The 22,815-nt window shown below is 48.5% G+C and carries 21 protein-coding genes; 19 read left to right on the top strand and 2 right to left on the bottom strand.

Annotated features, from left to right (window positions below):
- The first annotated feature begins 11 nt into the window (after window positions 1-11).
- The 6 genes from DWX28_RS02100 (at window position 12) to DWX28_RS02075 (ending at window position 6,911) form a co-directional block, all read left to right on the top strand.
- A complete protein-coding gene (locus DWX28_RS02100; protein WP_118251536.1) occupies window positions 12-794 on the top strand; it encodes a tetratricopeptide repeat protein in 783 nt (260 codons plus the stop codon).
- A 148-nt stretch (window positions 795-942) separates the two neighbouring features.
- Window positions 943-1,806: a class II fructose-1,6-bisphosphate aldolase gene (gene fba, locus DWX28_RS02095; RefSeq protein ID WP_022213508.1), complete on the top strand. Its 864-nt coding sequence runs from the start codon at window positions 943-945 to the stop codon at window positions 1,804-1,806.
- Between the two features lie 152 nt (window positions 1,807-1,958).
- Window positions 1,959-2,723: an arginase family protein gene (locus DWX28_RS02090; RefSeq protein ID WP_118251532.1), complete on the top strand. Its 765-nt coding sequence runs from the start codon at window positions 1,959-1,961 to the stop codon at window positions 2,721-2,723.
- A gap of 4 nt (window positions 2,724-2,727) precedes the next feature.
- Complete coding sequence (locus tag DWX28_RS02085; protein ID WP_118251530.1) at window positions 2,728-3,486, top strand: prolipoprotein diacylglyceryl transferase; 759 nt, start codon at window positions 2,728-2,730, stop codon at window positions 3,484-3,486.
- 126 nt (window positions 3,487-3,612) lie between these two features.
- The gene (locus DWX28_RS02080) at window positions 3,613-5,319 is read left to right on the top strand and encodes a S8 family peptidase (RefSeq protein ID WP_243002297.1); all 1,707 of its coding nucleotides are present in this window, start codon (window positions 3,613-3,615) and stop codon (window positions 5,317-5,319) included.
- A gap of 194 nt (window positions 5,320-5,513) precedes the next feature.
- Window positions 5,514-6,911, top strand: a complete 1,398-nt coding sequence (locus tag DWX28_RS02075; RefSeq protein WP_118251527.1) for a uracil-xanthine permease family protein — start codon at window positions 5,514-5,516, stop codon at window positions 6,909-6,911.
- Between the two features lie 93 nt (window positions 6,912-7,004).
- Here DWX28_RS02075 and DWX28_RS02070 read toward each other — a convergent pair whose 3' ends face one another.
- Together DWX28_RS02070 and fliB are read right to left on the bottom strand one after the other, a co-directional pair.
- Entirely contained in the window at window positions 7,005-8,237 is a 1,233-nt protein-coding gene (locus DWX28_RS02070) for a 6-phosphofructokinase (RefSeq protein ID WP_118251525.1), read from the bottom strand.
- Window positions 8,238-8,323: 86 nt separating this feature from the next.
- Window positions 8,324-9,472: a flagellin lysine-N-methylase gene (fliB, locus tag DWX28_RS02065; protein ID WP_118251523.1), complete on the bottom strand. Its 1,149-nt coding sequence runs from the start codon at window positions 9,470-9,472 to the stop codon at window positions 8,324-8,326.
- Window positions 9,473-9,681: 209 nt separating this feature from the next.
- Between fliB and srtB the strand changes: the two genes are divergently transcribed.
- The 13 genes from srtB to DWX28_RS02000 all read left to right on the top strand — a co-directional run bounded on the left by srtB (window position 9,682) and on the right by DWX28_RS02000 (window position 22,812).
- Window positions 9,682-10,497 carry a class B sortase gene (srtB, locus tag DWX28_RS02060; protein WP_118251522.1) on the top strand — a complete coding sequence of 272 codons (816 nt, stop codon included), beginning with the start codon at window positions 9,682-9,684 and terminating at the stop codon, window positions 10,495-10,497.
- A gap of 49 nt (window positions 10,498-10,546) precedes the next feature.
- The gene (locus DWX28_RS02055; protein ID WP_118251521.1) at window positions 10,547-11,272 is read left to right on the top strand and encodes an NAD-dependent protein deacylase; all 726 of its coding nucleotides are present in this window, start codon (window positions 10,547-10,549) and stop codon (window positions 11,270-11,272) included.
- Window positions 11,273-11,287: 15 nt separating this feature from the next.
- On the top strand, window positions 11,288-11,476 hold the full coding sequence (locus DWX28_RS02050) for a DUF951 domain-containing protein (RefSeq protein ID WP_022214649.1): 189 nt from the start codon (window positions 11,288-11,290) through the stop codon (window positions 11,474-11,476).
- Window positions 11,477-11,726: 250 nt separating this feature from the next.
- Window positions 11,727-12,605 (top strand): leucine-rich repeat domain-containing protein, encoded by an 879-nt coding sequence (locus DWX28_RS02045; RefSeq protein ID WP_022214650.1) that lies wholly within the window; start codon window positions 11,727-11,729, stop codon window positions 12,603-12,605.
- On the top strand, window positions 12,598-13,155 hold the full coding sequence (locus tag DWX28_RS02040; protein ID WP_118698141.1) for a DUF4430 domain-containing protein: 558 nt from the start codon (window positions 12,598-12,600) through the stop codon (window positions 13,153-13,155). The genes DWX28_RS02045 and DWX28_RS02040 overlap by 8 nt, the downstream gene beginning before the upstream one ends.
- Window positions 13,136-14,146 carry an energy-coupling factor transporter transmembrane component T gene (locus DWX28_RS02035; RefSeq protein WP_118251519.1) on the top strand — a complete coding sequence of 337 codons (1,011 nt, stop codon included), beginning with the start codon at window positions 13,136-13,138 and terminating at the stop codon, window positions 14,144-14,146. The genes DWX28_RS02040 and DWX28_RS02035 overlap by 20 nt, the downstream gene beginning before the upstream one ends.
- On the top strand, window positions 14,143-15,879 hold the full coding sequence (locus DWX28_RS02030; protein ID WP_118251518.1) for an ABC transporter ATP-binding protein: 1,737 nt from the start codon (window positions 14,143-14,145) through the stop codon (window positions 15,877-15,879). The genes DWX28_RS02035 and DWX28_RS02030 overlap by 4 nt, the downstream gene beginning before the upstream one ends.
- Entirely contained in the window at window positions 15,858-16,718 is an 861-nt protein-coding gene (locus tag DWX28_RS02025; RefSeq protein ID WP_022214654.1) for an ECF transporter S component, read from the top strand. Before DWX28_RS02030 ends, DWX28_RS02025 begins: the two co-directional genes overlap by 22 nt.
- 13 nt (window positions 16,719-16,731) lie before the next feature.
- Window positions 16,732-17,481, top strand: a complete 750-nt coding sequence (locus tag DWX28_RS02020) for a sugar phosphate isomerase/epimerase family protein (protein WP_118251517.1) — start codon at window positions 16,732-16,734, stop codon at window positions 17,479-17,481.
- Window positions 17,478-18,449, top strand: a complete 972-nt coding sequence (locus tag DWX28_RS02015; RefSeq protein ID WP_118251516.1) for a prenyltransferase/squalene oxidase repeat-containing protein — start codon at window positions 17,478-17,480, stop codon at window positions 18,447-18,449. Before DWX28_RS02020 ends, DWX28_RS02015 begins: the two co-directional genes overlap by 4 nt.
- Before the next feature lie 15 nt (window positions 18,450-18,464).
- The gene (locus DWX28_RS02010; protein WP_022214657.1) at window positions 18,465-19,400 is read left to right on the top strand and encodes an AAA family ATPase; all 936 of its coding nucleotides are present in this window, start codon (window positions 18,465-18,467) and stop codon (window positions 19,398-19,400) included.
- Complete coding sequence (locus tag DWX28_RS02005) at window positions 19,397-20,575, top strand: DUF58 domain-containing protein (RefSeq protein WP_118251515.1); 1,179 nt, start codon at window positions 19,397-19,399, stop codon at window positions 20,573-20,575. Before DWX28_RS02010 ends, DWX28_RS02005 begins: the two co-directional genes overlap by 4 nt.
- Window positions 20,488-22,812: a DUF3488 and transglutaminase-like domain-containing protein gene (locus DWX28_RS02000; RefSeq protein ID WP_118251514.1), complete on the top strand. Its 2,325-nt coding sequence runs from the start codon at window positions 20,488-20,490 to the stop codon at window positions 22,810-22,812. The genes DWX28_RS02005 and DWX28_RS02000 overlap by 88 nt, the downstream gene beginning before the upstream one ends.
- Window positions 22,813-22,815 lie beyond the last annotated feature (3 nt).

Raw genomic sequence — 22,815 nt, 5'->3', positions numbered from 1 at the left:
GAGGGAATGACATGAGCGGATATATTTTATGCCAGACAAAAAAAGCAGAGATTCCGTATTATATCGAGAATATCAGCACGAATGTTTATTCCCTGGAAGAACTCTGTTATTATTTTTATCACAATCTGTACCTGGTCGATGAGACGATCCTGAATGAGCGTCTGTGCGTATGGTTTCAGGAAGAACTGGATCTTCCGAAACTGGCAGCGAAGCTTCGGACTCTGTTTGTGCGGAATTTCAGTATAGAGGAATTTCTGTATCCGGTATTCAAGGAGATCAATTACCTCACTTATGAGGAAATGAAAAATCTGAACATGCAGATTCAGAAACTTTCGGAGGAATCCCCACTTCTGAGAGAAAAGTGCAAAGGTGATGCCCTGGTTGAAAGCGGCATGTACGTCCATGCGATCCAGGTTTATCAGAAACTTCTGAAGGAAGATGACCTGGAGACAGTAAGAGAGGGATTTACAGAAAGTGTCTGCCACAATCTGGGCTGTGCCTACAGTTATCTCTTCCAGATGGAAAAAGCGGTCGAATGTTTCCAGAAAGCCTATGAAGGCAGCAGAAGCAGAGAGTCACTGATCGCGTATCTTCTGGCGTTTGGCGTTACAAAAACACCGGAAGAGTACCAGAATCTGGTAAGAAGACTTGGCGTCGAAAAGGAGATTCTTAAAGAAATCAAGGCAAAACTTACAGAATTCGGGAAGAAACCGGAGATTCCGGCGGACTCCGAAAACGTAGACAAAATGCTCGAAAACCTCACCAGAGACTACCACAGGAGCACCGGTTCCTGAACCGGTTTACGGAGATTGTCAGAAATTTACCAGATTAACTCAGGAATTTGTCCAAATAGACTGGACGAAATGGATGGAATCTGTTAAACTAGACATATAAATTGGAAGTGGTAAGACCAACTTCCGATAAGATTAGGAGGAATTTATCATGTTAGTAAACGCTTCAGAAATGTTGAAAAAAGCAAAAGCTGGTCACTATGCAGTTGGTCAGTTCAACATTAACAACCTTGAGTGGACAAAAGCAATCCTGCTTACAGCACAGGAACTCAACTCTCCGGTTATCCTCGGTGTATCCGAAGGCGCAGGAAAGTATATGACAGGCTACAAGACAGTTGTTGGTATGGTGAAAGGAATGCTGGAAGAACTGAACATCACTGTTCCGGTTGCACTTCATCTTGATCACGGCAGCTATGAAGGATGCCTGAAATGTGTTGAAGCCGGATTTACATCTATCATGTTTGACGGTTCCCATTATCCGATCGAAGAGAACGTAGCAAAAACAAAAGAACTGGTTAAGATCGTTGCAGATCACGGAATGTCCCTGGAAGCAGAAGTTGGTTCCATCGGCGGTGAAGAAGACGGTGTTGTAGGTATGGGTGAATGTGCAGATCCTAAGGAATGCAAGATGATCGCTGATCTTGGTATCGACTTCCTTGCAGCAGGTATCGGTAATATCCATGGTAAATATCCGGCAAACTGGAAAGGCCTGAGCTTTGAGACTCTGGACGCTATCCAGCAGCTGACAGGAGATATGCCGCTCGTACTTCACGGTGGTACAGGTATCCCGGCTGATATGATCAAGAAAGCTATCGACCTTGGAGTATCCAAGATCAACGTAAATACAGAGTGCCAGCTTGCATTTGCTGCAGCTACACGTAAATACATCGAAGAAGGCAAGGATGAGCAGGGCAAAGGATATGACCCACGTAAACTTCTTGCTCCTGGATTCGAAGCAATCAAGGCTACTGTTAAAGAAAAAATGGAACTGTTTGGTTCTGTTAACAAAGCCTGAGATTTATTCAGCTTGAGTAATTTGTAAAGAGAGAGACCTGGAGAGGATTTTTCGGAATCTTTTCCAGGTCTTTTGTGTTCTGAAAAGCTGTTCAGCAGGGTTCCTGTCACGCAGAGGTTGCGGGATATTTCTCTTCGTGGTAAGATAGCTCTATGACAAAAAAAGAAGATATCATCATTATGAATTTTTCAGGAATCTACAAACAGCAGCAGTTCTGGCAGACCGGAGAAATACAGAGAAATATTTCCTGGGTGGAGGTACAGGAGCTTCCGGGAAGCAACTGCTACTGCGATGGAGATGCAATGGAGACTTTGCGGCAAAAGCTGGAGGAATTTGATGCAGATGGGATCCATTTCATTGATTCCGGCAATTATCACTATATGAGCCGTATCTGGCTTGAGAAACTGAACACACCATTCAGACTGGTCGTTTTTGACAACCATACCGATATGCAGCCGCCGACATTTGGAGGATTGCTTTCCTGTGGAGGATGGGTGGCGGCGTCCCTTGAGGAACTTCCACTGCTTAAAGAAGTGCTCCTGGTCGGACCGGATCAGGAGGCTTTTGACCAGACAGAACCGGTCCTTCGGGAAAAAGTACGTTTTTTGTCGAGGGAGAAGCTGGGAGAGATGACGCTGGAGGAGAAAGTTTCGTTTTTTGAGGAGCTGACAGCAGAACTTCCGACGTATCTCTCGGTTGATAAGGATGTACTCTGTCCGGAGGAGGCCTCAACGACCTGGAGCCAGGGAGAGATGACACTGGAAGAATTGTGCGAGTTTGTAAAGATCCTTTTGGAAAAACAGGACATTCTGGGAATGGATGTTTGCGGAGAATGTGATCCGGATGCCTGTGAGGGTGATCATCTGAACGATCTGGCGAACCGGAAACTTCTGGAACTATGGAGAAAGGAGCGATAGATTTATGAAAAATGAACTCCTGACGATCGGACCTTTGACGGTCTACGGATATGGTGCAATGATCGCACTTGGCGTGATCGCAGCCTGGGTAGTGACAGAACTCCGGGCAAAAAAGCTCCGACTCAGCAGTGACCATGTATTCGCCCTTGCCCTCTGGGGGCTTCTGGGCGGTCTGCTCTGTGCGAAACTTCTGTACTGGATCACAGAATGGAAATCCATCATGGCAGATCCGGGATTTATTCTGGACACATTGTCGGATGGATTTGTAGTCTATGGCGGGATTCTTGGAGGAATCCTCGCAGGCTGGATCTACTGCAAGAATAAAAAAGTCAATTTCTGGAAATATTTTGACCTCGTGATGCCGTCTGTTGCGCTGGCACAGGGATTTGGACGGATCGGCTGTCTGCTTGCAGGCTGCTGTTATGGAAAAGAAACGGACAGTATCTTTGCGATCACCTTTCATGAGTCAGAGTTTGCACCAAACAATGTGCCGCTGATCCCGACAGAGATTTATTCCAGCGTGCTTGATTTTGCACATTTTGCGCTGCTTTTGTTTATTGCCAGCCGTAAAAAGAAGGACGGACAGGTGGCGGCGTGCTATCTGATCTTTTACAGTATCGGAAGGTTTATCCTGGAATTTTTCCGCGGGGATCTGATCCGTGGAAGCGTGGGCGTGCTGTCGACTTCTCAGTTTATCAGTCTGTTTACCGGGGCGGCGGGAATTATCATATTGATCCTCCGAAGCAAGAAAAGCAATGCCTGAGCAGACTGGACTTACAGATGGAAATTGGATTCAGATTTGAGGAAAACGTAGATATGGAAATAACAGGAATAAAGAGGTTGATGTCTGCATAGCCTGTACAGAAATATGTGCAGGAGACCGATGACTATGCGCATACAGGAAGGCATTATCGTGCCGGCACAGGATCAGCAGTATCAGAACTTTATCGTCCGATATAATCAGAATCTTCATGGAGATTTTGATTATGAGTCTGATGATACGTTTCAGATCGTGAATGACCTGTTCGGGATCCTCTATGTCCCGGAGCAGGATGTTCCGGCACTGGAATTCAACAGTTATTCTTATTCTTCTATTCCCAAATGTTACACTTATATGGATCTTGGAGCGTTGAGCGCATCTGGCGTACTCAAGCTTCACGATCATCCATACCTCAGATTAAAAGGAGCCGGAACACTGGTGGCGGTCATTGATTCAGGGATCGACTATCAGCATCCGGCTTTTCGTAATGGTGACCAGAGCAAGATTCTGAGTATCTGGGACCAGTCCCTTCCGGGAGGGCGTTCCGGCCGGATCCCATATGGAAGAGAATTTACCAGAGTGCAGATCAACGAGGCACTTGCTGCCGAAAATCCGCTGGAGATTGTGCCCTTAATCGACAGAAACGGACACGGAACCAGGCTCGCTGCGACAGCAGCAGGAAATCGGATCCCGGAAGAAAATTTTTCCGGGGCGGCACCGGAAGCAGAGCTGGTGATCGTCAAGCTTAAGCCTGCCAAAAAATATCTGCGGGATTTTTACCTTTTTCCACGGGAAGCGGAGGTTTTTCAGGAAGATGATATCATGCTGGCGATTGCTTATGTGTTACAGTGCGCGGTAGAAAATCAGATGCCGCTTTCTATCTGCATAGGGCTTGGGACGAATATGGGGGCGCACCGCGGAGACGGACCTTTGAGTGAGTTTATCAACAGCACGGCAAGTTTCAGCCAGAACTCCATTTCGATCGCGGCGGGAAATGAAGGAACAGCCAGACATCATTATTTAAGTGGGGCGGATCGGCAGGAAAAAACAGATACGGTAGAACTCAAAGTAGGAGAGCAGGAGAGTACCAGAGGATTTTCGATGGAATTCTGGGGTGACTCTCCTAATTTTTATAATATCGTGATCCAGTCACCGACAGGTGAGAGACTTCCGGTGAGCACCGCCCTCAAATATAGAACCCAGGAACTTTCGTTTGTATTTGTGGAAACGAGGATCCTGGTCAACTACATACCGATCGAGCGAAGGACGGGAAAAACACTGGCTTTTTTCCGTTTTCTGCATCCGGCACCGGGGATCTGGAAACTTCTGGTGGAGGAACGGATGCCGGCCAATGGCGGATTTCATATCTGGCTTCCGGCGAGGGGACTGATCTCCGATGAGACTTATTTCCTGAAATCCTCCCCGGAATTTACGATCACTTCCCCCGGAGATGCCCGTGACGGAATGACAGTAACCGCATACCAGTACCGCGACAACAGTCTTTATGTCCAGGCAAGCCGCGGCTACAACACTGAAAATGTCGTAAAACCAGACTTCGCAGCCCCGGGCGTCGGAATCCTGACTGCTTCGATCGGAGCCGGCCGGACCTTCGAACAGGCAACAGGAACCAGCCTTGCAGCCGCCCAGACCGCCGGGATCGCCGCCCTACTGTTCGAATGGGCCCTGATCCGCGGCAACGAACCCTACTTCACCGGCAACAGCGTCAAAAACTACCTAAGCCGCGGCGCAGTCCGTGACGATATAATACAGTACCCAAATCCGAACTGGGGGTATGGACGTGTGGATCTGTATCATACGTTTGAACTTTTGACGTAAAATCTTGTTGAATATACAAAAAAATTTAGTGAATCTAATTGTTTTTTTGATAATAATTTGCTATAATATATGCACAATGACGATTATTCGGAGCGGTTAGGACGAATGATCTCAAAAACAAATGATTCCGGCGCACAAGAGGGCAGACAATTACAAACAGGGGAGAGGCGGCGGAACGGAAACAGGAGGAAACAATGAAACGAGGAAGTATTTTTGAACTGAATGGCGTTCCAAAATTCCAGGAAGCCATTCCGCTGGCCCTGCAGCATGTAGTTGCCATGATCGTGGGATGTGTTACCCCGGCAATCATCGTAGCCGGAGCAGTAGGAGGAGGCGGCTTAAGCGACAAGGATCGAGTTATTCTGATCCAGGCATCACTGGTCATCTCAGCACTGTCGACCCTGATCCAGTTATTTCCGCTTGGCAAGAAAGGCGGCTTTACCCTGGGATCCGGACTCCCGATGATCATGGGTGTCAGCTTTGCCTACGTTCCAAGTATGCAGGCGATCGCAGAAGGCTATGGGATCTCGACGATCCTGGGCGCGCAGATCGTCGGTGGTGTGGTAGCATTTATCATGGGTATTCTGGTCAAGAAGATCAGAGTTTTCTTCCCGCCGCTGATCACAGGTACCGTTGTATTTACCATTGGTCTGTCCCTGTACCCGACAGCGATCAACTACATGGCGGGCGGCACAAGCAATCCGGATTACGGTTCCTGGCAGAACTGGCTGGTAGCATTCATCACACTGGCAGTTGTAACTGCACTGAACCATTTCGGCAAAGGAATCCTGAAACTGGCTTCCATTCTGATTGGTATCATCGTTGGTTATATCGTATCCATTCCGTTTGGCATGGTGAATCTCTCAAGTGTAGGTCAGGCGAAGATGTTCCAGCTCCCGCAGTTCATGCATTTTGGCATCCACTTTGAGATCTCAGCCTGCGTTGCCATCGGACTTCTGTTCGCGATCAACTCCGTACAGGCAATCGGAGACTATTCCGCAACGACCATCGGAGCAATGGACCGTGTGCCGGAGGATCGTGAACTCCAGAACGGTATCATGGCATATGGTATCAGCAACGTGATCGGCGCACTGTTCGGCGGACTTCCGACAGCAACCTACAGCCAGAACGTAGGTATCGTTACAACCACCAAGGTTATCAACCGTTGCGTCCTTGGCCTTGCAGCAGTCATCCTCGGCGTTGCAGGTATCGTGCCGAAATTCTCCGCACTTCTGACAACGATCCCACAGTGTGTTCTCGGTGGTGCGACCGTATCCGTATTTGCTTCCATCGCAATGACAGGTATGAAACTTGTAGCTTCCGCAGAGATGGATTACAGAAACTCTTCCATCGTAGGCCTTGCAGCAGCGATCGGTGTCGGTGTTTCTCAGGCATCCGCAGCACTTGCAAGCTTGCCGGACTGGGTAACTACGATTTTTGGTAAATCCCCTGTAGTTCTGGCAACACTGATCGCAGTAGTGCTGAACGTCATTCTTCCAAAGAGCCGCGTAGAGCGCAAGGAAGAAGAAAAACTCAAAAAAGAAGTAAAAGAAAAGATCAAACAGGATCACGAAGAGTTTGATCAGCAGTAAAAACTGAATACATAAAAAGATCCCTTTCTTATCTGGAACCGCTTCTGGCGGCCGCAGTGATGGGAAAGGGATCTTTTTTATTTATGGAAAAAATTATTTACGGTATACAAATGCCGGAAGTCCGTCCTCACCAAGAGGAACATTTACATTTCCCTGGATCAGCGGTCGGGCATAGCGGACAAAATCTTCGGTGACATCGTGACCGTCAGGTGTGATCCATTCTGCCGGAACGACCTTTTCCTGGTTACAGATCTCATTGACATCCTCAAGTCCACAGACCATCTGGTAATTACCATCAGCATCGGCCTCGCGGATGAAGGAAACCATCTTTCCAGTCTCACCGTTAAGGGCAGCCTGCACGCCAAACTTACCTGCAGCAACAGCTTCCTGCTGGTCGGTGGCAGAGATCATGGCTGCACTGCATCGCTGGCTGACGTTCAGTTCTACAGAACGGGCTTTGACACCGAGACGGCTACGGACAAGATTTTCAAGATATTTGCCGCATCCTGCAAGCATCTTGTGACCGAAAGTGTCGGTTCCTACAGAGCTGTCGTATTCGCAGATAAAAGTTCCCTCAGCGTCGTGGATTCCCTCAGAAACACAGACGATAAGGTTGCAGTTTGTCTCGAATGCTTTTTCCAGATCTTTCAGAAAAGCTTCCTGGTCAAAATCTGTCTCCGGAAGATAGATAAATAACGGGTTGTCGCCATCATATTTACGTGCAAGGGCACTGGCAGCAGTCAGCCATCCCGCATGACGTCCCATAATCTCGATGATCGTCACGGATTTTTTCTCATAGACATTGGCATCAAGAGTGATCTCACGGACAGTAGATGCAACGTATTTGGCAGCACTTCCGAATCCCGGTGTATGATCGGTATGGATCAGGTCATTATCGATCGTCTTTGGCTCGCCGATCACACGGATGGAGCTTCCAATTTTGGCTGCATAGCGGGAAAGCTTGCTGACAGTATCCATGGAATCATTTCCACCGATATAGAAAAACCAGCCGATGTTCATCTCTTCAAACTTGCGGAAAAGCTCCGGATAGACCGGATCTTCGAGAGATTCCGGCAGTTTGTAACGGCAGGAACCAAGATATGCGCCAGGCGTGTGAGTAAGATACGTAAGCTTCTCGCCCGGAAGAGCTTCCTCAAAATCAAGCACACGACCAGACAGGAATCCTTCGATCCCATTGACCATGCCGTAAACATGTCCGATTTCATCAGAATGGGCAAGTCCCTCAGAAACAACTCCATAAAGGCTGCTGTTGATCACGGCAGTAGGTCCGCCGGACTGTCCGACGATAAGATTTTTCTTTGACATTTGTATACCTCCGATTAGGTTAATAATGAATTCATTGTAGCATACGGGGGAGAAATTGACAAATGAAGATTCAGGGGCATGGCGTTTCAGATCAGCAAAAGGTTCCTGAACGCAAAAATCTCATCCTCATCCATCAGCCGTTCCATTTCATTCAGATTGAGATCAGAGTGTTCGAGCTCTCGTGAAAAGCGGTAGCAGATGGATACGAGGTCATCAAAGGTGAAATGGTGGTCATTTGCGAGGTAAGTACCCACGGCGAGGTCGTGGATCATGGCTGTGCAGACGACTGCCATTTTTATTTTGGCGAAGATCTGGTCATCGTAGACGGCTCCGCAGAAGTAAGTGTAGATCCAATAAACGAGAAGCTGTTCTTCCTGGATCGTCCAGTCCGGGCAGGCTGCGAGAAATTCCTGACAGCAGCTGGTAAATTTTTCTTCGGAGTCACATGCCGTGTAGAGCGGGAGTAAGGTTTCGTGGAGATATTTCCGCCATCTTTTGCGCAGGACTTCCATCTCGGGAATGACAGCTTTCCAGACCTGTTTACGGTAAGTGACAGGATCTGTCCTGGAAGTTGTCCACTTCTGGATCTTTGCAAGAAAAGTATCTCCAACGCCGGAGCTCTGGTGGCGTGCGCGGATATCTTCCCACTGGTACAGCTCATTTTTGTCAAGAGCCAGCTGGAAATCATGTGTACAGGCAAGCAGTTTGTGGCGGCGCAGTTCCATGGGGAGGTTTCTGTCCTGAACGATGGAAATGAGGTAGTCCCTGGTATCCATCAACGCAGTAAAAAGCAGATAGTCAAAATCATCATACGTCTCTTCAGGAGTTTCTTTTTCTATTGTGACAAAAGTAGTTTTTTCCTTCCGGGAGAGAAAGATCCTTGCGGCCTCCGGGCAGGATAAAGAGAGGGAATATTCGCGCAGTCCCTCGAATTCTTCGATGTGGCGGGGATATTTCCGGCAGGTATCGCAGAGCATATCAGGGCCAGCTTCGCTGTAGATATCGCAGAGATTTTCTTCATTTAAGAAAGCACATCGATGGTCATACTGGCGAAAAGCCTGTTCCTTCCAGTCAATATCATTATAGAGCCGGTTGCGGAAAGCACCCTTAAAGTGGCGGTATTTCTTAAGACTCCTGTCATCGATCATGATCTGCCATCCCGCACAGCAGGTGTCCGGACAGGCTCCTGCGATACAGGAAAATTCTTTATAAAAAGCAGGAAATGTAATCTGCATTTTTGGTGTCTCCTTTGTAAAAAATTATACAATGAATTATAGCATCCTGACTTCTTCTCTACAAGATACTCATTCTTATAAGTATGAAATAACTATAAATTCACATCCGGTTCCATTGACGTAAAATGTGTCCTGTGCTAAGATTTTACAGAACAGACAGTTAAATCTGATAAAATGCAGGAAATAAGTCTGGACGAAAGGAGTGTATTATGAGTGGGAAAAACACAGAGAATCAGTCCAAGCAGAAGAAAAAAGGAGATATCCTTTTGACCCTGGTTCTTATTGTGGCGATAGCAGTTTTCTGTTATGCAGCCGTGAATCTTTTTCATATTTACACAGAATACAAGAAAGGAACAGATGAATATAACCACATTGAACAGATGGCAGTGACAGACCGTGCACCGGATTCACAGGAAGTGGCAGGACCGAATGCACAGCCAAAGGCCCCGATCGACGTGGATTTTGCAGCACTTAAGAGCGTGAACTCAGATGTAGTAGGCTGGATTTATATAGAAGCACTGGATGGTATCAGCTATCCGATCGTGCAGGGCAAGGATAATGAAACATACCTGCACCAGACATACGAGAAGAACTATAATTTTGCAGGAACTATTTTTGTGGATTATGAAAACAGTCCTGATTTCAGCGACTGCAATACTCTGGTTTACGGACACAATATGAAGAATGGTTCCATGTTCGGCCACCTCAAGAAATTTGCAGAGGATCAGGAGACTTATAATAAGAGTAAATATTTCTGGATCCTGACACCGGATAAGAATTATCGTTATGAGATTATTTCTGCCTACACGACAGAGGTCAACAGTGATACCTACACTTTATTCAAGGGACCGGGCGATGAATTTCAGAGCTATCTGGAAACGATCAAGGGTTATTCAGAAATCCAGACAGATCCGGGCGAGCTGACGATCAAAGACAAGATCGTAACATTGTCTACCTGCACAGGAAACGAATCCACAAGGTTCGTAGTACAGGGAAAGAGGGACATTTCTGAGGATGCCCATTAGAGAGCAGCCTGCGGCAGACAGAAATCAAAAGAGCAAAGGGGGATTTTACATGGATGAAAAAATCATGAAATTGCAGGAGCTGATCGACCAGCATGACAACATTGTGTTTTTTGGCGGTGCGGGAGTTTCCACGGAGAGTGGCATTCCGGACTTCCGTTCTCAGGACGGATTATATCACCAGAAATATGATTATCCGCCGGAAACCATTCTGAGCCATACGTTCTTTATGAGTCATCCGGAGGAATTTTACAAGTTTTACCGTGACAAGATGCTCTGTGATACTGCGAAGCCGAATGCGGCACATCTCAAACTTGCAGAACTGGAAGAGGCAGGGAAGCTCAAAGCAGTGATAACCCAGAACATCGACAATCTTCATCAGATGGCGGGCAGCCGCCGTGTACTGGAGCTTCATGGAAGCGTATACCGCAATCACTGTATGAGATGCGGGAAATTTTATGATTTTGATTATGTGAAGCACAGTGAGGGAGTTCCGAGATGCGAATGCGGCGGAATGATTAAGCCGGATGTGGTTCTTTATGAAGAAGGACTGGATAATCAGACGATACAGGATTCTGTCCGTGCGATCTCCGAGGCGCAGGTTCTGATCATAGGAGGAACCTCTCTTGCCGTCTATCCTGCGGCAGGTCTGATTGATTATTTCCGGGGAGATGCACTGGTGGTCATCAACAAATCATCGACTCCGCGTGACCGCAATGCAGATCTTCTGATCAAGGAGCCGATCGGTCAGGTATTTTCTCAGATTAAAGTAAGATAAGGGAGCAGACAGGGCATGGAACTTGTTTATGAAGTGGGGGATGTTGTAACCCTCAAGAAAGGTCATCCATGTGGAAGCAAGGAGTGGGAGATCCTTCGTGTAGGAGCAGATTTCCGGCTGAAATGCATGGGCTGCGGACACCAGATCATGGTGCCGCGCAAAATGGTAGAAAAAAATACAAGAAAATTGTCGAAAAAGATATGAACATTGACAGAAATGTGTAAAACTGTTATACTTTTCTGAAAAAGAATAACCAGGCGTGGTTTGACCAGAAAAGTCAATTTAATGTAATCCGGCGGGAATCCGGAACAGTTTATAAGAAACTGCTGTAAGTGTGCATCCGCATACAGAGTCAGCATATAGAACGCGTTGTGCAGAGGACAGAGACCCATCATGGCAATTATGGGGCTCTGTTTTTGTTGTCTTAAAGAGAAAAGGAAAGAGCGGAGAAACCATGGAAAGACAAAATGCGGAAAAAGGCTGGAATCAGCTGAGGTATGATGCACGGGTATACACGATACAGAATGAGCGAAACAGGAGAGTAGGCGCACCGGGGGAGATTCCGGATCAGTACAGATACATAGGGGACAAATGCTTCCTTAATAATGGCAAGGTACACAGTGTATCGCTTCCCGCTGCCTGTCGCGTGATCGGCAAGCAGGCATTTGAGGGATGCCAGTTTCAGAAACAGGTCAGATTTCCGGATACACTGATAGAGATCAAAAAAAGAGCATTCGCAGGGAACCGGCGTCTGAGGGCAGCAGTACTGCCGGACAGTCTTGAGAAGATCGGTGCACAGTGTTACCGGGAGTGCAGCAAACTGAAAAGAGTGGAATTTTCTTCCGGGAGCAGATGCAGGGTGATCCCGGAGGGGATTTTTGATTCCTGCCTGAATCTGGAGGAAGTCTGTCTTCCGCCACATACACAGCAGATTGAGAAGAGAGCTTTTTACCGCTGCAAGGAACTTCACAGCATTGCACTGCCGGATTCTGTCCGGGAGATCGGAGAAGAAGCATTTTATTTCTGCGGAATAGAGGAGCTGACACTTCCTTCGAACCTTCGTGTGATCGGAGACAGTGCCTTTTTCCGCTGCAAGAATTTAAGAACGGTATATGTCCCGGAGAGTGTCAGAGAGATCGGCCGGTGGGCGTTCCACGGCTGCAGCAGACTGGAGCGGATCGAGATCCTGCATGATCCGGATGAGATCGGACCATGGATCATCAACAGAAGCTGCACGATCGTCTGCCAAAAGGGCAGCAAAGTAGACGAATATGCACAGGAATTCGGCTTTACTACAGAATATGCAGAACTTTCAGAGGAACTTGATGGATAGGAACGGAAAGAAATGGAAGGATAATAAGATGTTCTTTGTAAAAAGTAGAACCAGAGTTACAGCAGCAGTCTGTATGGTGCTGTTTCTGTGCAGCTTTCTGTTATCGGGCTGTGGAGGCGGCGCTTCATCAAAAGGCGGAAACTGCACGATCTCGATAGAATGTTCCACGATTCTTGACCATATGGAGGATCTTAAGGAGACCAAGAAGGAATTTGTTCCGCAGGACGGATGGATCCTTAAGGAAACGCAGGTATCATTTAAGGGCGGCGAAACTGTTTTTGATGTTCTGAAGCAGATCTGCGGAGAGCAGGGAATCCATATGGCATCCCGTTATACACCACTGTACAAGAGCTATTATGTTGAGGGAATCAACCAGCTTTATGAGTTTGACTGTGGCAAAAACTCCGGCTGGATGTACAGCGTAAACGGCAAGTATCCGAATTATGGCTGTTCCAGCTACAGGCTTGAGGACGGAGATAAGATTGAATGGAGATACACCTGCAATCTTGGCTCCGATGTAGGAGATCAGTATGCAGAAGATGGAAAGTGACAGTTTTTCCCGGTACCACCCCCTGCTGAACTTTTTTTATTTCGGAGTGGTGCTTTTATTTACCATGTTTAATCAGCATCCGGTATTCCTGGGCATATCTTATGCCGGGGCTGTCTTTTATGCCGCGCTGCTGAATGGCTGGCGCAGGACACTCAGGCAGAGTCTGCTTCTGACCCTGCCGGGGCTTCTGGTCGTGGCACTTCTGAATCCGATGTTCAACCATTATGGTGTAACAATGCTTTATTATGTTGAGAGCAGCGGAAACTGGATCACACTGGAGGCTCTGGTATACGGCGTTGTGCTTGGTGCCGTCATGTTTGTCGTGATCCAGTGGTTCAGCTGTTACAATCAGGTCATGACAACGGACAAATTTGTTTACCTTTTCGGACGGATCATACCGGCACTTTCACTCGTGCTTTCGATGGCACTTCGGTTTGTGCCGCGTTTTTTGAATCAGCTTGGAGTTATCCGGAACGGACAGAAGGCAATGGGGCGAGATGTTTCAGAGAGAAGACTTCTGGACAGGATAAAATATGGCCTTCAGATGCTTTCGATCCTTGTGACCTGGTCGCTGGAAAATGCGATCGAGACTTCGGATTCCATGCGAAGCCGTGGCTATGGACTGCGGGGAAGAACGGCGTTTTCCGTCTATCGCTTTACAAAGAGAGACTGTTGCCTTGGAACCCTCATGGCAGGCCTTTTTGCTGTATTTACAGCAGGCTGTGCCAGTGGAGCTGCCTATGCGGTATATGATCCGAGGATCGTACTGGCCGGCTTTACCGTGCAGGGCAGTACAGCACCGGTAAGCGTTACGCCATGGCTTGCCGGAGCAACTTATCTCTGTTTCGGGATTTTCTGTTTCCTTCCGGTGATGCTGGAACTCTACGAGAGCCGGAAACTGAAACAGAGCAGGAAAAAAACAGGAACCGATATCGGAATGACTTACCGTCAGATTTATGAAGAACTGGAACAGGAAGGAAAAATCTTATGAATATAGTAGAGATACATGACTTTTGTTTTGCACACCCGGATTGTTCCAGTAAGGTGCTCGATCAGGTAAATATGGAGATTCAGGAGGGAACCCTGAATGTGATCTGTGGAAGGAGCGGCTGTGGCAAAAGCACTCTGCTCCGTCATTTCAAGAGCGTACTTATGCCTCATGGAGTTTCGAGCGGAACCGTTCTGTTCAAGGGAGAGAAACTTGCAGAAGTCGATCACAGGACGCAGAGTCAGGAGATCGGTTTTGTCATGCAGAATCCGGATAATCAGATCGTAACAGACAAAGTCTGGCATGAACTGGCTTTTGGGCTGGAGAGCCTTGGATATGACAACGAAACAATCCGGCTCCGGGTTGCGGAGATGGCGAGCTATTTTGGAATTCATCAGTGGTTCTACAAGGGTGTGGAGGAACTCTCCGGAGGACAGAAGCAGCTTCTGAACCTGGCGGCGATCATGGCAATGCATCCGTCGCTTCTGATTCTGGATGAGCCGACTTCTCAGCTTGACCCGATCGCGGCATCAGACTTTCTGGAAACGGTCAAAAAGATCAACCGCGACATCGGAACAACTGTGATCATTACAGAACACCGTCTGCAGGATATCATTCCTTATGCGGACAAAGTGTTTGTACTGGATAAGGGAACCGTTTTTCTGGAGGGAAGACCGTCAGAGATCGGTCAGAAACTGCGGGAGCAGAAGCACGGGATGTTTTTGTCCATGCCGGTTCCCATGCAGATCTACGGAGAGACCGACAGCAGTGCGGCCTGTCCCCTGACCGTCAGCGAGGGACGGCAGTGGCTGGCGGAATACTTTCATACAAAAGGAATTTCAAGGGAACTTCAGCAAAAAGCAAACGACCGGTTCCTGGCCGAGAAGACAGCACAGCAGAAAGAACAGCAGCCATCTTCCGGCAGAGAACCGGCAATAGAAATGAAGGATGTCTGGTTCCGGTATGAGAAGGACAGCCCGGACGTTGTGCGGGATCTGTCACTTCAGGTAGGAAAAGGCGAATTTTATGCACTGGTGGGCGGCAACGGAACCGGCAAGAGTACGACATTGTCACTCTTAAGCCGGGTGCGCCAGCCTTACCGTGGCAGGATCCGTCTGGAGGGCCGTGATATCCGTACCTATAAGGACAGAGAATTATACTGTGGCTGTCTTGGTGTGATGCCACAGAATCCACAGAGTATTTTTCTCAAAAAAACAGTACTGGAAGATCTTTATTCCGTCATTGGTGGAAAGAAAGAGAAGCTTTCTCCGGAATATCAGGTTCACATGAAGAAGGAAAAAGCCATCGAGGGAATAGTAAGCCTGACACGGCTTGAAGGGCTTCTGGACCGACATCCCTATGATTTAAGCGGCGGAGAACAGCAGAGACTTGCTCTTGCCAAAGTACTTCTCCTGCGTCCGAGGATCCTCCTGATGGATGAACCCACCAAGGGCATGGACGCAGAATACAAGGAAGAAATCGGCAGAATTCTGAATAAACTGAAACAGCATGGACTGACGATCTTTATGATCTCCCATGATGTGGAATTTGTCGCAGAGTATGCAGACCGCGTGGGTCTGTTCTTTGAGGGAAATGTTGTGACAAGCCAGAATACAAGGGAGTTTTTTGCAGGAAATAACTTCTACACAACGGCGGCAAACCGTATGGCAAGGCAGCTCTTTCCGGATGCTGTCACCGGAAAGGATGTGATCACATGCTTACGGAACAGCAATTAGATACATTTATGGAAGAATTCTGGGAGGACCGGCATCCGGAGCATGCAGCAGATACGAAGGAAGAGCAGCCAGAGGAACCAGAAGAATACAGACTTCCCACAGACGGACTGATCATCCGGCAGATGACGAAGGAAGGCAGAGTCAGCAGGCGGACATGGTTTGCGCTGGGTGTGATGCTCCTGGTCGTACCGTTACTTCTGTATCTGTCAGTCAGGGTTTTCCACGGACGAAAATATCTGGTCTGCAGTCTGATCGTGATCGTTGCGGCGATGCTTCCCTTTTTTATGATGTTTGAGGGAAGAAAGCCGAAGGCGCGTGAGATCATGGTGATCGCAGTCCTGGCGGCGATCGGAGTGGCAGGAAGAGCGGCATTTTTTATGGTGCCGAGTTTTAAACCGGTTGCGGCGATCGTGATCTTGAGCGGTATTTCCTTTGGAGGGGAAGCAGGTTTTCTGGTCGGGTGTCTGATCATGATGCTTTCCAACATGTTCATGGGACAGGGACCGTGGACTCCGTGGCAGATGTTTGCATTTGGCATGATCGGTTTTCTTGCGGGAATCCTTTTTCAGAAAGGAATTCTCAAAGCACGGAAGCGGGATCTCTGTATTTATGGATTTTTGAGCGTGTTTCTGATTTATGGTGGAATCATGAATCCGGCAAGTGCGTTGATGTCATATGGACAGGTTACCTGGGCAAGTCTTCTGGCTTTTTATATTTCAGGAGCACCGGTCGATCTGGTACATGCCATCTCAACAGTGATTTTTCTGTGGTTCTTAAGCCGTCCGATGCTTGAGAAACTGGAACGCATCAAGAAAAAATACGGGCTGGTGGAGCCCTGAAAAGAGGCAGAAAGTGATCAATATCAGTCATCTGCTTCCGGATGAGGAAATGAAAGAACTGATCCGGGAAACAGGAATGGGAGTGGAGAGCATTGATTTTTCCATCTCCGACAATCTGGATCATCTGGAAGAGACGATACAGATATACAGGAAAAAATTAAATACATTTGGGAATCCGCCGCTGACACTTCACGGGCCTTTCCTGGATCTGAACCCGGCTGCGTTTGACAGCCTGATCCGTGAAGTAACGATGACCCGGTTTGCACAGTGCTATCAGGCGGGGAAGGAACTTGGAGCCAGAAAGATCATTTACCATTCCGGAATGATCCCCTGCGTTTATTTCAGGGAAGGATGGGCAGATCAGGTAAGCCGGTTTTTCTGCGAGTTTCTGGAACACAGAGAAGGACTGGAAATCGTGATGGAGAACGTTCTGGACGAGGACTGGGAACTTCTTCTGGATGTATACAGGAAAGTAGATCATCCGGACTTCCATCTGTGTCTGGATATCGGGCATGCGCACTGTTATTCAGAAATTCCGGTTCTCACCTGGGCAGAAGAACTTGCACCTTACGTCACGCATGTTCATGTCCATGATAACTGCGGTGACCGGGATGCACATCTGGGGCTTGGAAAGGGTACCATTCCCTGGCAGAAACTACAGAACCTGCTTCCACTTACCAAAGAGAGAAGCTGGACGATCGAATGTTCACGCAGAGAGGATGTTCTTCTCTGCTGGCACAGAATACGAGAGGGCAGAGTATGAACAAATTAAAACAAAGAGGACTTACATTTCTGGTACTGCTGACAACAGCAGGAATGATGACAGGATGCGGTGGCAGCAGTACACCGGATCTGGAGAAGGCACTTGCAAAAACCGCAGAATATGAACAGAAGACAGTGACGTCTCCCGCATCAGATTCCCTGGGCGGTGAGTGGACAGTGATCGCACTGGCGCGTTCCGGTGAAAAGGCAGAGGACAATTACTTCGAGAAATACCGTGCAAATCTGGAAAAGAAACTGAAAGAGCAGGACGGTATCTTAAGCGAAAACAAATATACAGAATATTCCCGTGCAGTACTGGCACTTTGTGCGATCGGGGAAGATCCGTCAGAGATCGGCGGCTATGATATCCAGAAGCCGCTGGAAGATTATGAGACCGTTGTCTCTCAGGGACTGAACGGAGCTGTTTTTGCCCTCCTTGCCCTGAATGCACAGGATCCGCAGGCGAATAAAGACGGTGAGGTTCAGAAGAAATATCTCGACTATATTCTGGAACAGGAAAAATCCGATGGCGGTTTTTCTCTGGATGACAATGCCACAGAGGGAGATGTGGATCTGACGGCCATGACGCTGCAGTGTCTGGAACCATATCAGGAAGAAGAAAACGTAAAAGACACCATAGACAGGGGCGTAGAGTTCCTGGCAGATGCACAGGATGCAGACGGAGGCTATACCGCCTATGGAGACAAGAGCTCCGAGTCCGTTTCCCAGACGATCATTGCCCTGAGTACCTATGGCATTGATTGCAATGAAGATGAGCGTTTCCAGAAAGACGGAAAGGGACTCTACGATACTCTTATGACCTATTACCAGAAAGACGGAAGCTTCTCCCACACAGAGGACGGAGACAGCGATCCGATGGCGACGGACCAGGCATTCTGTGCGATGGTGGCATATGAGCGCTGCCAGAACAAAGAAAACAGTTTCTACAACATGACAGATCACAGATAAACGGAGGAAAAGACATTGCCGGAAAAAATAACACAGCTCCAGAAGGAACTCGAGACGATCATCAAAGGAAAAAAAGCAGTTACAGACAAGATCATCATGGCAGTGCTGGCCAGAGGCCACATTCTTCTGGAAGACGTGCCGGGTGTCGGAAAGACAACGACAGCGCTTGCCCTGAGCCGCCTAATGGGAATGGAATTTAACCGTATCCAGTTTACACCGGATGTTGTTCCGTCTGATGTCACCGGATTTACCATGTATGAGAAACAGACCGGCCAGTTCATGTACCGTCCGGGTGCGGTAATGTGCAACCTTCTTCTTGCAGATGAGATCAACCGTACTTCCAGCAAGACGCAGGCTGCACTTCTGGAAGTAATGGAAGAGGGAAGAGTGACCGTGGACGGAGAGACCCATGAAGTGCCGCAGCCGTTTGTGGTTCTTGCGACAGAGAACCCGGTTGGTTCTTCCGGTACTCAGATGTTACCGGAATCCCAGCTTGACCGTTTTATGGTCAGTCTCAGCATGGGATACCCGGATCACCAGAGCCTGGTAGAGCTTCTCCGCGACCGTCAGAAAGTCAATCCGCTGGAACTTGCGCGGACTGTCATCACCAGAGAGGAAGTCCTGAAACTTCAGAGCGAAGTGCAGGATGTGTATGTGGCAGACGAAGTCCTGGATTATATAGCAAAACTCGCGGAAGCGACCAGAGAACATGAAATGATCGTCCTCGGCTTAAGTCCCCGTGGAACGCTGGCATTGTGCCGTATGGCAAAAGCGGCAGCCTACATGAGCGCAAGAGACTATGTAATACCGAAGGACGTACAGACGGTATTCAAAGATGTGGCAGCTCACCGTATGGTCCTGGATTCAAGGGCAAGATATCAGGAAAAATCCGCCCGTGAGATCCTTGATGAGATTCTTGCAGAAGTACCGCAGCCGAAGGTAGAAGGATGATGAAAAGCAGGATCATGTGGTTTCTGTGGATCGTTCTGATGGCAGGAGCTACCGTATATACCGGTTCCTGGATCTTTGCCGTACTTCTTATGATCTCGGGCATTCTTCTTGTCTTTTCAGCAGTCACAGCTCTGTTCTGCGGAAAAAAGATGGAATGGAAACTGAAACTTCCAAGAGCGGCCCAGAGGACAGAATGTTTTAATGGAAACCTTAAGATGCAGAACAATTCCATATGGCCGGTATCCGGAAGCTGTACACTGCACTGGCAGAATCAGTTTACCGGAGAGAAGGGAGAGATCCCGCTTCCGTTTTCCCTCGGGACCAGAGAAACCGGAACTGTGGGATTTCAGGCGAAGAGTAACTGGTGCGGCTGTATTGAGTTTGGATTTTCACAGTGGAAATGCAGAGATTTCTTTGGTGTGGCGGCTGTGAAACGTGTGGCAGAAGTGAGCGGCTGTACCGTAGTGATGCCGGGGGAACACAGGCAGGATTTTTCTTTCCTTACCAGAGAGGGCTTTGATATGGAAAGTTTTCGCTATTCCGGCAGCCGTCCGGGAGATGATCCGGGCGAGACCTACGATATCCGCGAATATCAGCCGGGAGATTCCATCCGTCAGATCCACTGGAAGCTTACGGGCAAGCTGGATGACATTATGATCCGGGAAAAAAGCTACCCGGTCGATGATACCGTTCTGATCCTGGCCGAAAGCTGGCAGGAACACAAAGACCCGGGAAGGGCAGAGACTGTGGCAGAAGTTTTTGCCTCAGTTCTTCTGGACTTTATAGATAAGAAGATTCCCTGCCAGGCAGGAATCTACGACCATCAGACAGGAAGGTTCCGGATACAGAAAGTCCGGATACGGGAGGATTACGAAAACGTCCTGTATCTTTTTCTTCGCAGCAGCGGACAAAAACGAATGGCTGTACAGGGCTATCTTGAGAACTCCGGCACACAGAACTTTGCAAACTATATTTACATAACCGGGGATCCGGATGACAGAGAAGCGGAGACCCTGAGACAAAAAGGACAGGTAACAGTCATAGGCTGCGGAACCGGCAGCCCGGACAACGGAGGAGAACACATAACATGGAGATATGGATCACAGAATCCGGACAGCACCCAAAAAGAGAATACAGAAAACAACTGTCAGGTATCCTTCTGCAGACTGCGCTGATCTGGCTTGTGGAAGGCTTTGGGCTGATCCTGTTCCTGGAGCTTTTTTCGGAGCAGGTGTACAGAGTGCCGGTTCTTTTAAGCGTTTTTGTGGTCACTCTGCTGGCACTTGTCACAGCCAGAATTCCCAAAACGGGACTGGCAGTCCGGTGCAGAAGCACACTGGCCGCTGTGCTCCTGCTTCTGCTGTTCCGCAGAAATATCCTGGACGGAGCTGCACTCTACTGGAATGACGCGGCAGATATCCTTGGCAGCAGAGCGGGAATCTACCTGAACCGGTATGACACGACAGCAATTACCTCGGGAAACAGTTCCCGGATAATGTTTCTGATCGTCCCCGGAATAATGGCGGCGGTTCTGGGACTCATCATTCTGAAGTACAGATGGTGTATCCTTACCCTGCTCTGTGCGGCTCTGTACCCGGCGCTCCTTCTTTTTACAGAGGGCGTACCGGATCATAAGGTCTGTTTCCTTTTTTATCTGGGACTTCTTCTGAAACTGAACTTTATGCTGACACATTCCACGAAGTCAGATGGGAGAGCGCAAAGCTCCCGGGCTTTCTGGGAGGGCGGCATTCTGGCACTGGGCGTGATGCTTGTGGCAGGACTTCTGGCTGCACAGATACTTCCGGAAGCAGACTATTCTTCCATGGAGATCGTGGCAAAGGCAAAAGAAGAAGTTCACACCGGCATAGAGAATCTGCGCTATAAGAAAGGTGAGATCAATTCACTCCCGAACGGCAGGCTCAAAGAATGTGCAGCCTGGACGGCTTCGGACGATACCGCACTGCGCGTGACGATGGAAAATCCGGATTCTCTGTATCTGCGCGGATTTGTGGGAAGCACCTATAACGGCTCCGAATGGAAAAGTATTTCCACCGGGGATGCCTATAAACAGAAAAATCTTTTTTACTGGCTGCATCAGGGTGGATTTTATGCAGAAACACAGCTGGCGCAGGGCGGAAATCTGGTCGGAGATGATACGCTTTCAGGGAAGATATCTGCACTGACGGTTGAGAATCAGAAGGCAGACAGCAGATACCTCTATACACCTTATGAACTGGCAGAGATCCCGGAGGGATATGACGGGGAAACCCCGCTTACCGACAGCACTCTGGGAGCAAAAGGACTGTTTGGACAGAGAGCCTATACACTCCGGACCGACAGAAACCTGGTCGGAAATTTCACGGCGCTGGGCGCGAGAGTTTACCAGACCCTTGCATCAGGCGAGGGAACCGATTACCGGGATGCGGAAAGCTACTATAATACCTTTGTATACAGTCAGGATAAAGACCTCCCGGCTTCTCTGGAAACTCTTTTCCGGACAGAACTGGGAGACGGAGGAAACCGTGAGCAGGGACATACCGATTACTATACCGCGATTACAAGGATCCGCGCATACCTCGAAAAAAACATGACCTACAGTACGGCTTCAGATCCGGATACGAAGGATGGAGACTTTGTGGAACATTTTCTGACAGACACAAAGATCGGACACAGTGTTCATTATGCATCTGCGGCGGCACTGATGTTCCGCTACTATGGAATCCCGTCCCGCTATGTAGAAGGATATCTTGTCACACCGGAAGATGTCAGAGACAAAAAATCCGGGGATACCATAGAGATTCCGGGCAAAAACGGTCACGCATGGACAGAGATCTACATTGACGGACTTGGCTGGGTTCCGGTCGAAATGACACCGGAATATTACAACGTCATGAAAGAAGCAGACTTAAAGACAGGTCTGGAAGCTCAGGGCGCAAAGGCGGCAGCAATCCCTGAAACAGAGGAAGAACCGCCGATGGAAGAAAATATCCAGACGCACTGGAGTCTCAGACTGGCACTGTTCGGGATCGAGAAATTCCTGATCCTGCTTCTGTCGGTATTTGACATATTCTGTCTGATCTTTATTCTGACAGTCTGGATCCTGAGATTCCGGGCAGGACAGATCCGGAAGCGCAGATTCCAGAGCGGAGACGACCGAAGTGCAGTCCGTGCCATGGCAGGATATGCAGAACTTCTCTACCGCCATGGACCGAAACTTTATTCACAGAAGACAAGAGAGACGTATCAAAAGATATCCGTGATCGGACAGCGGGCGGCATTCAGTCCGCATCCGGTATCAGGAGAAGAACGCCGGGAAACCGCAGCCTGCATCAGAACCATGCAGAAAGAACTTAAGGCAGCGACAGGCTGGTATGAGAAATGGATCATGAAGTATATCGAAAGGCTGTATTAAAGG

Origin of the sequence: Blautia sp. AF19-10LB (assembly GCF_003461245.1) — a bacterium.
Classification (GTDB): domain Bacteria; phylum Bacillota; class Clostridia; order Lachnospirales; family Lachnospiraceae; genus Blautia_A; species Blautia_A intestinihominis.
The sequence above is the reverse complement of the archived record's forward strand: the minus strand, read 5'-3'. Positions and strand labels throughout refer to the sequence as shown.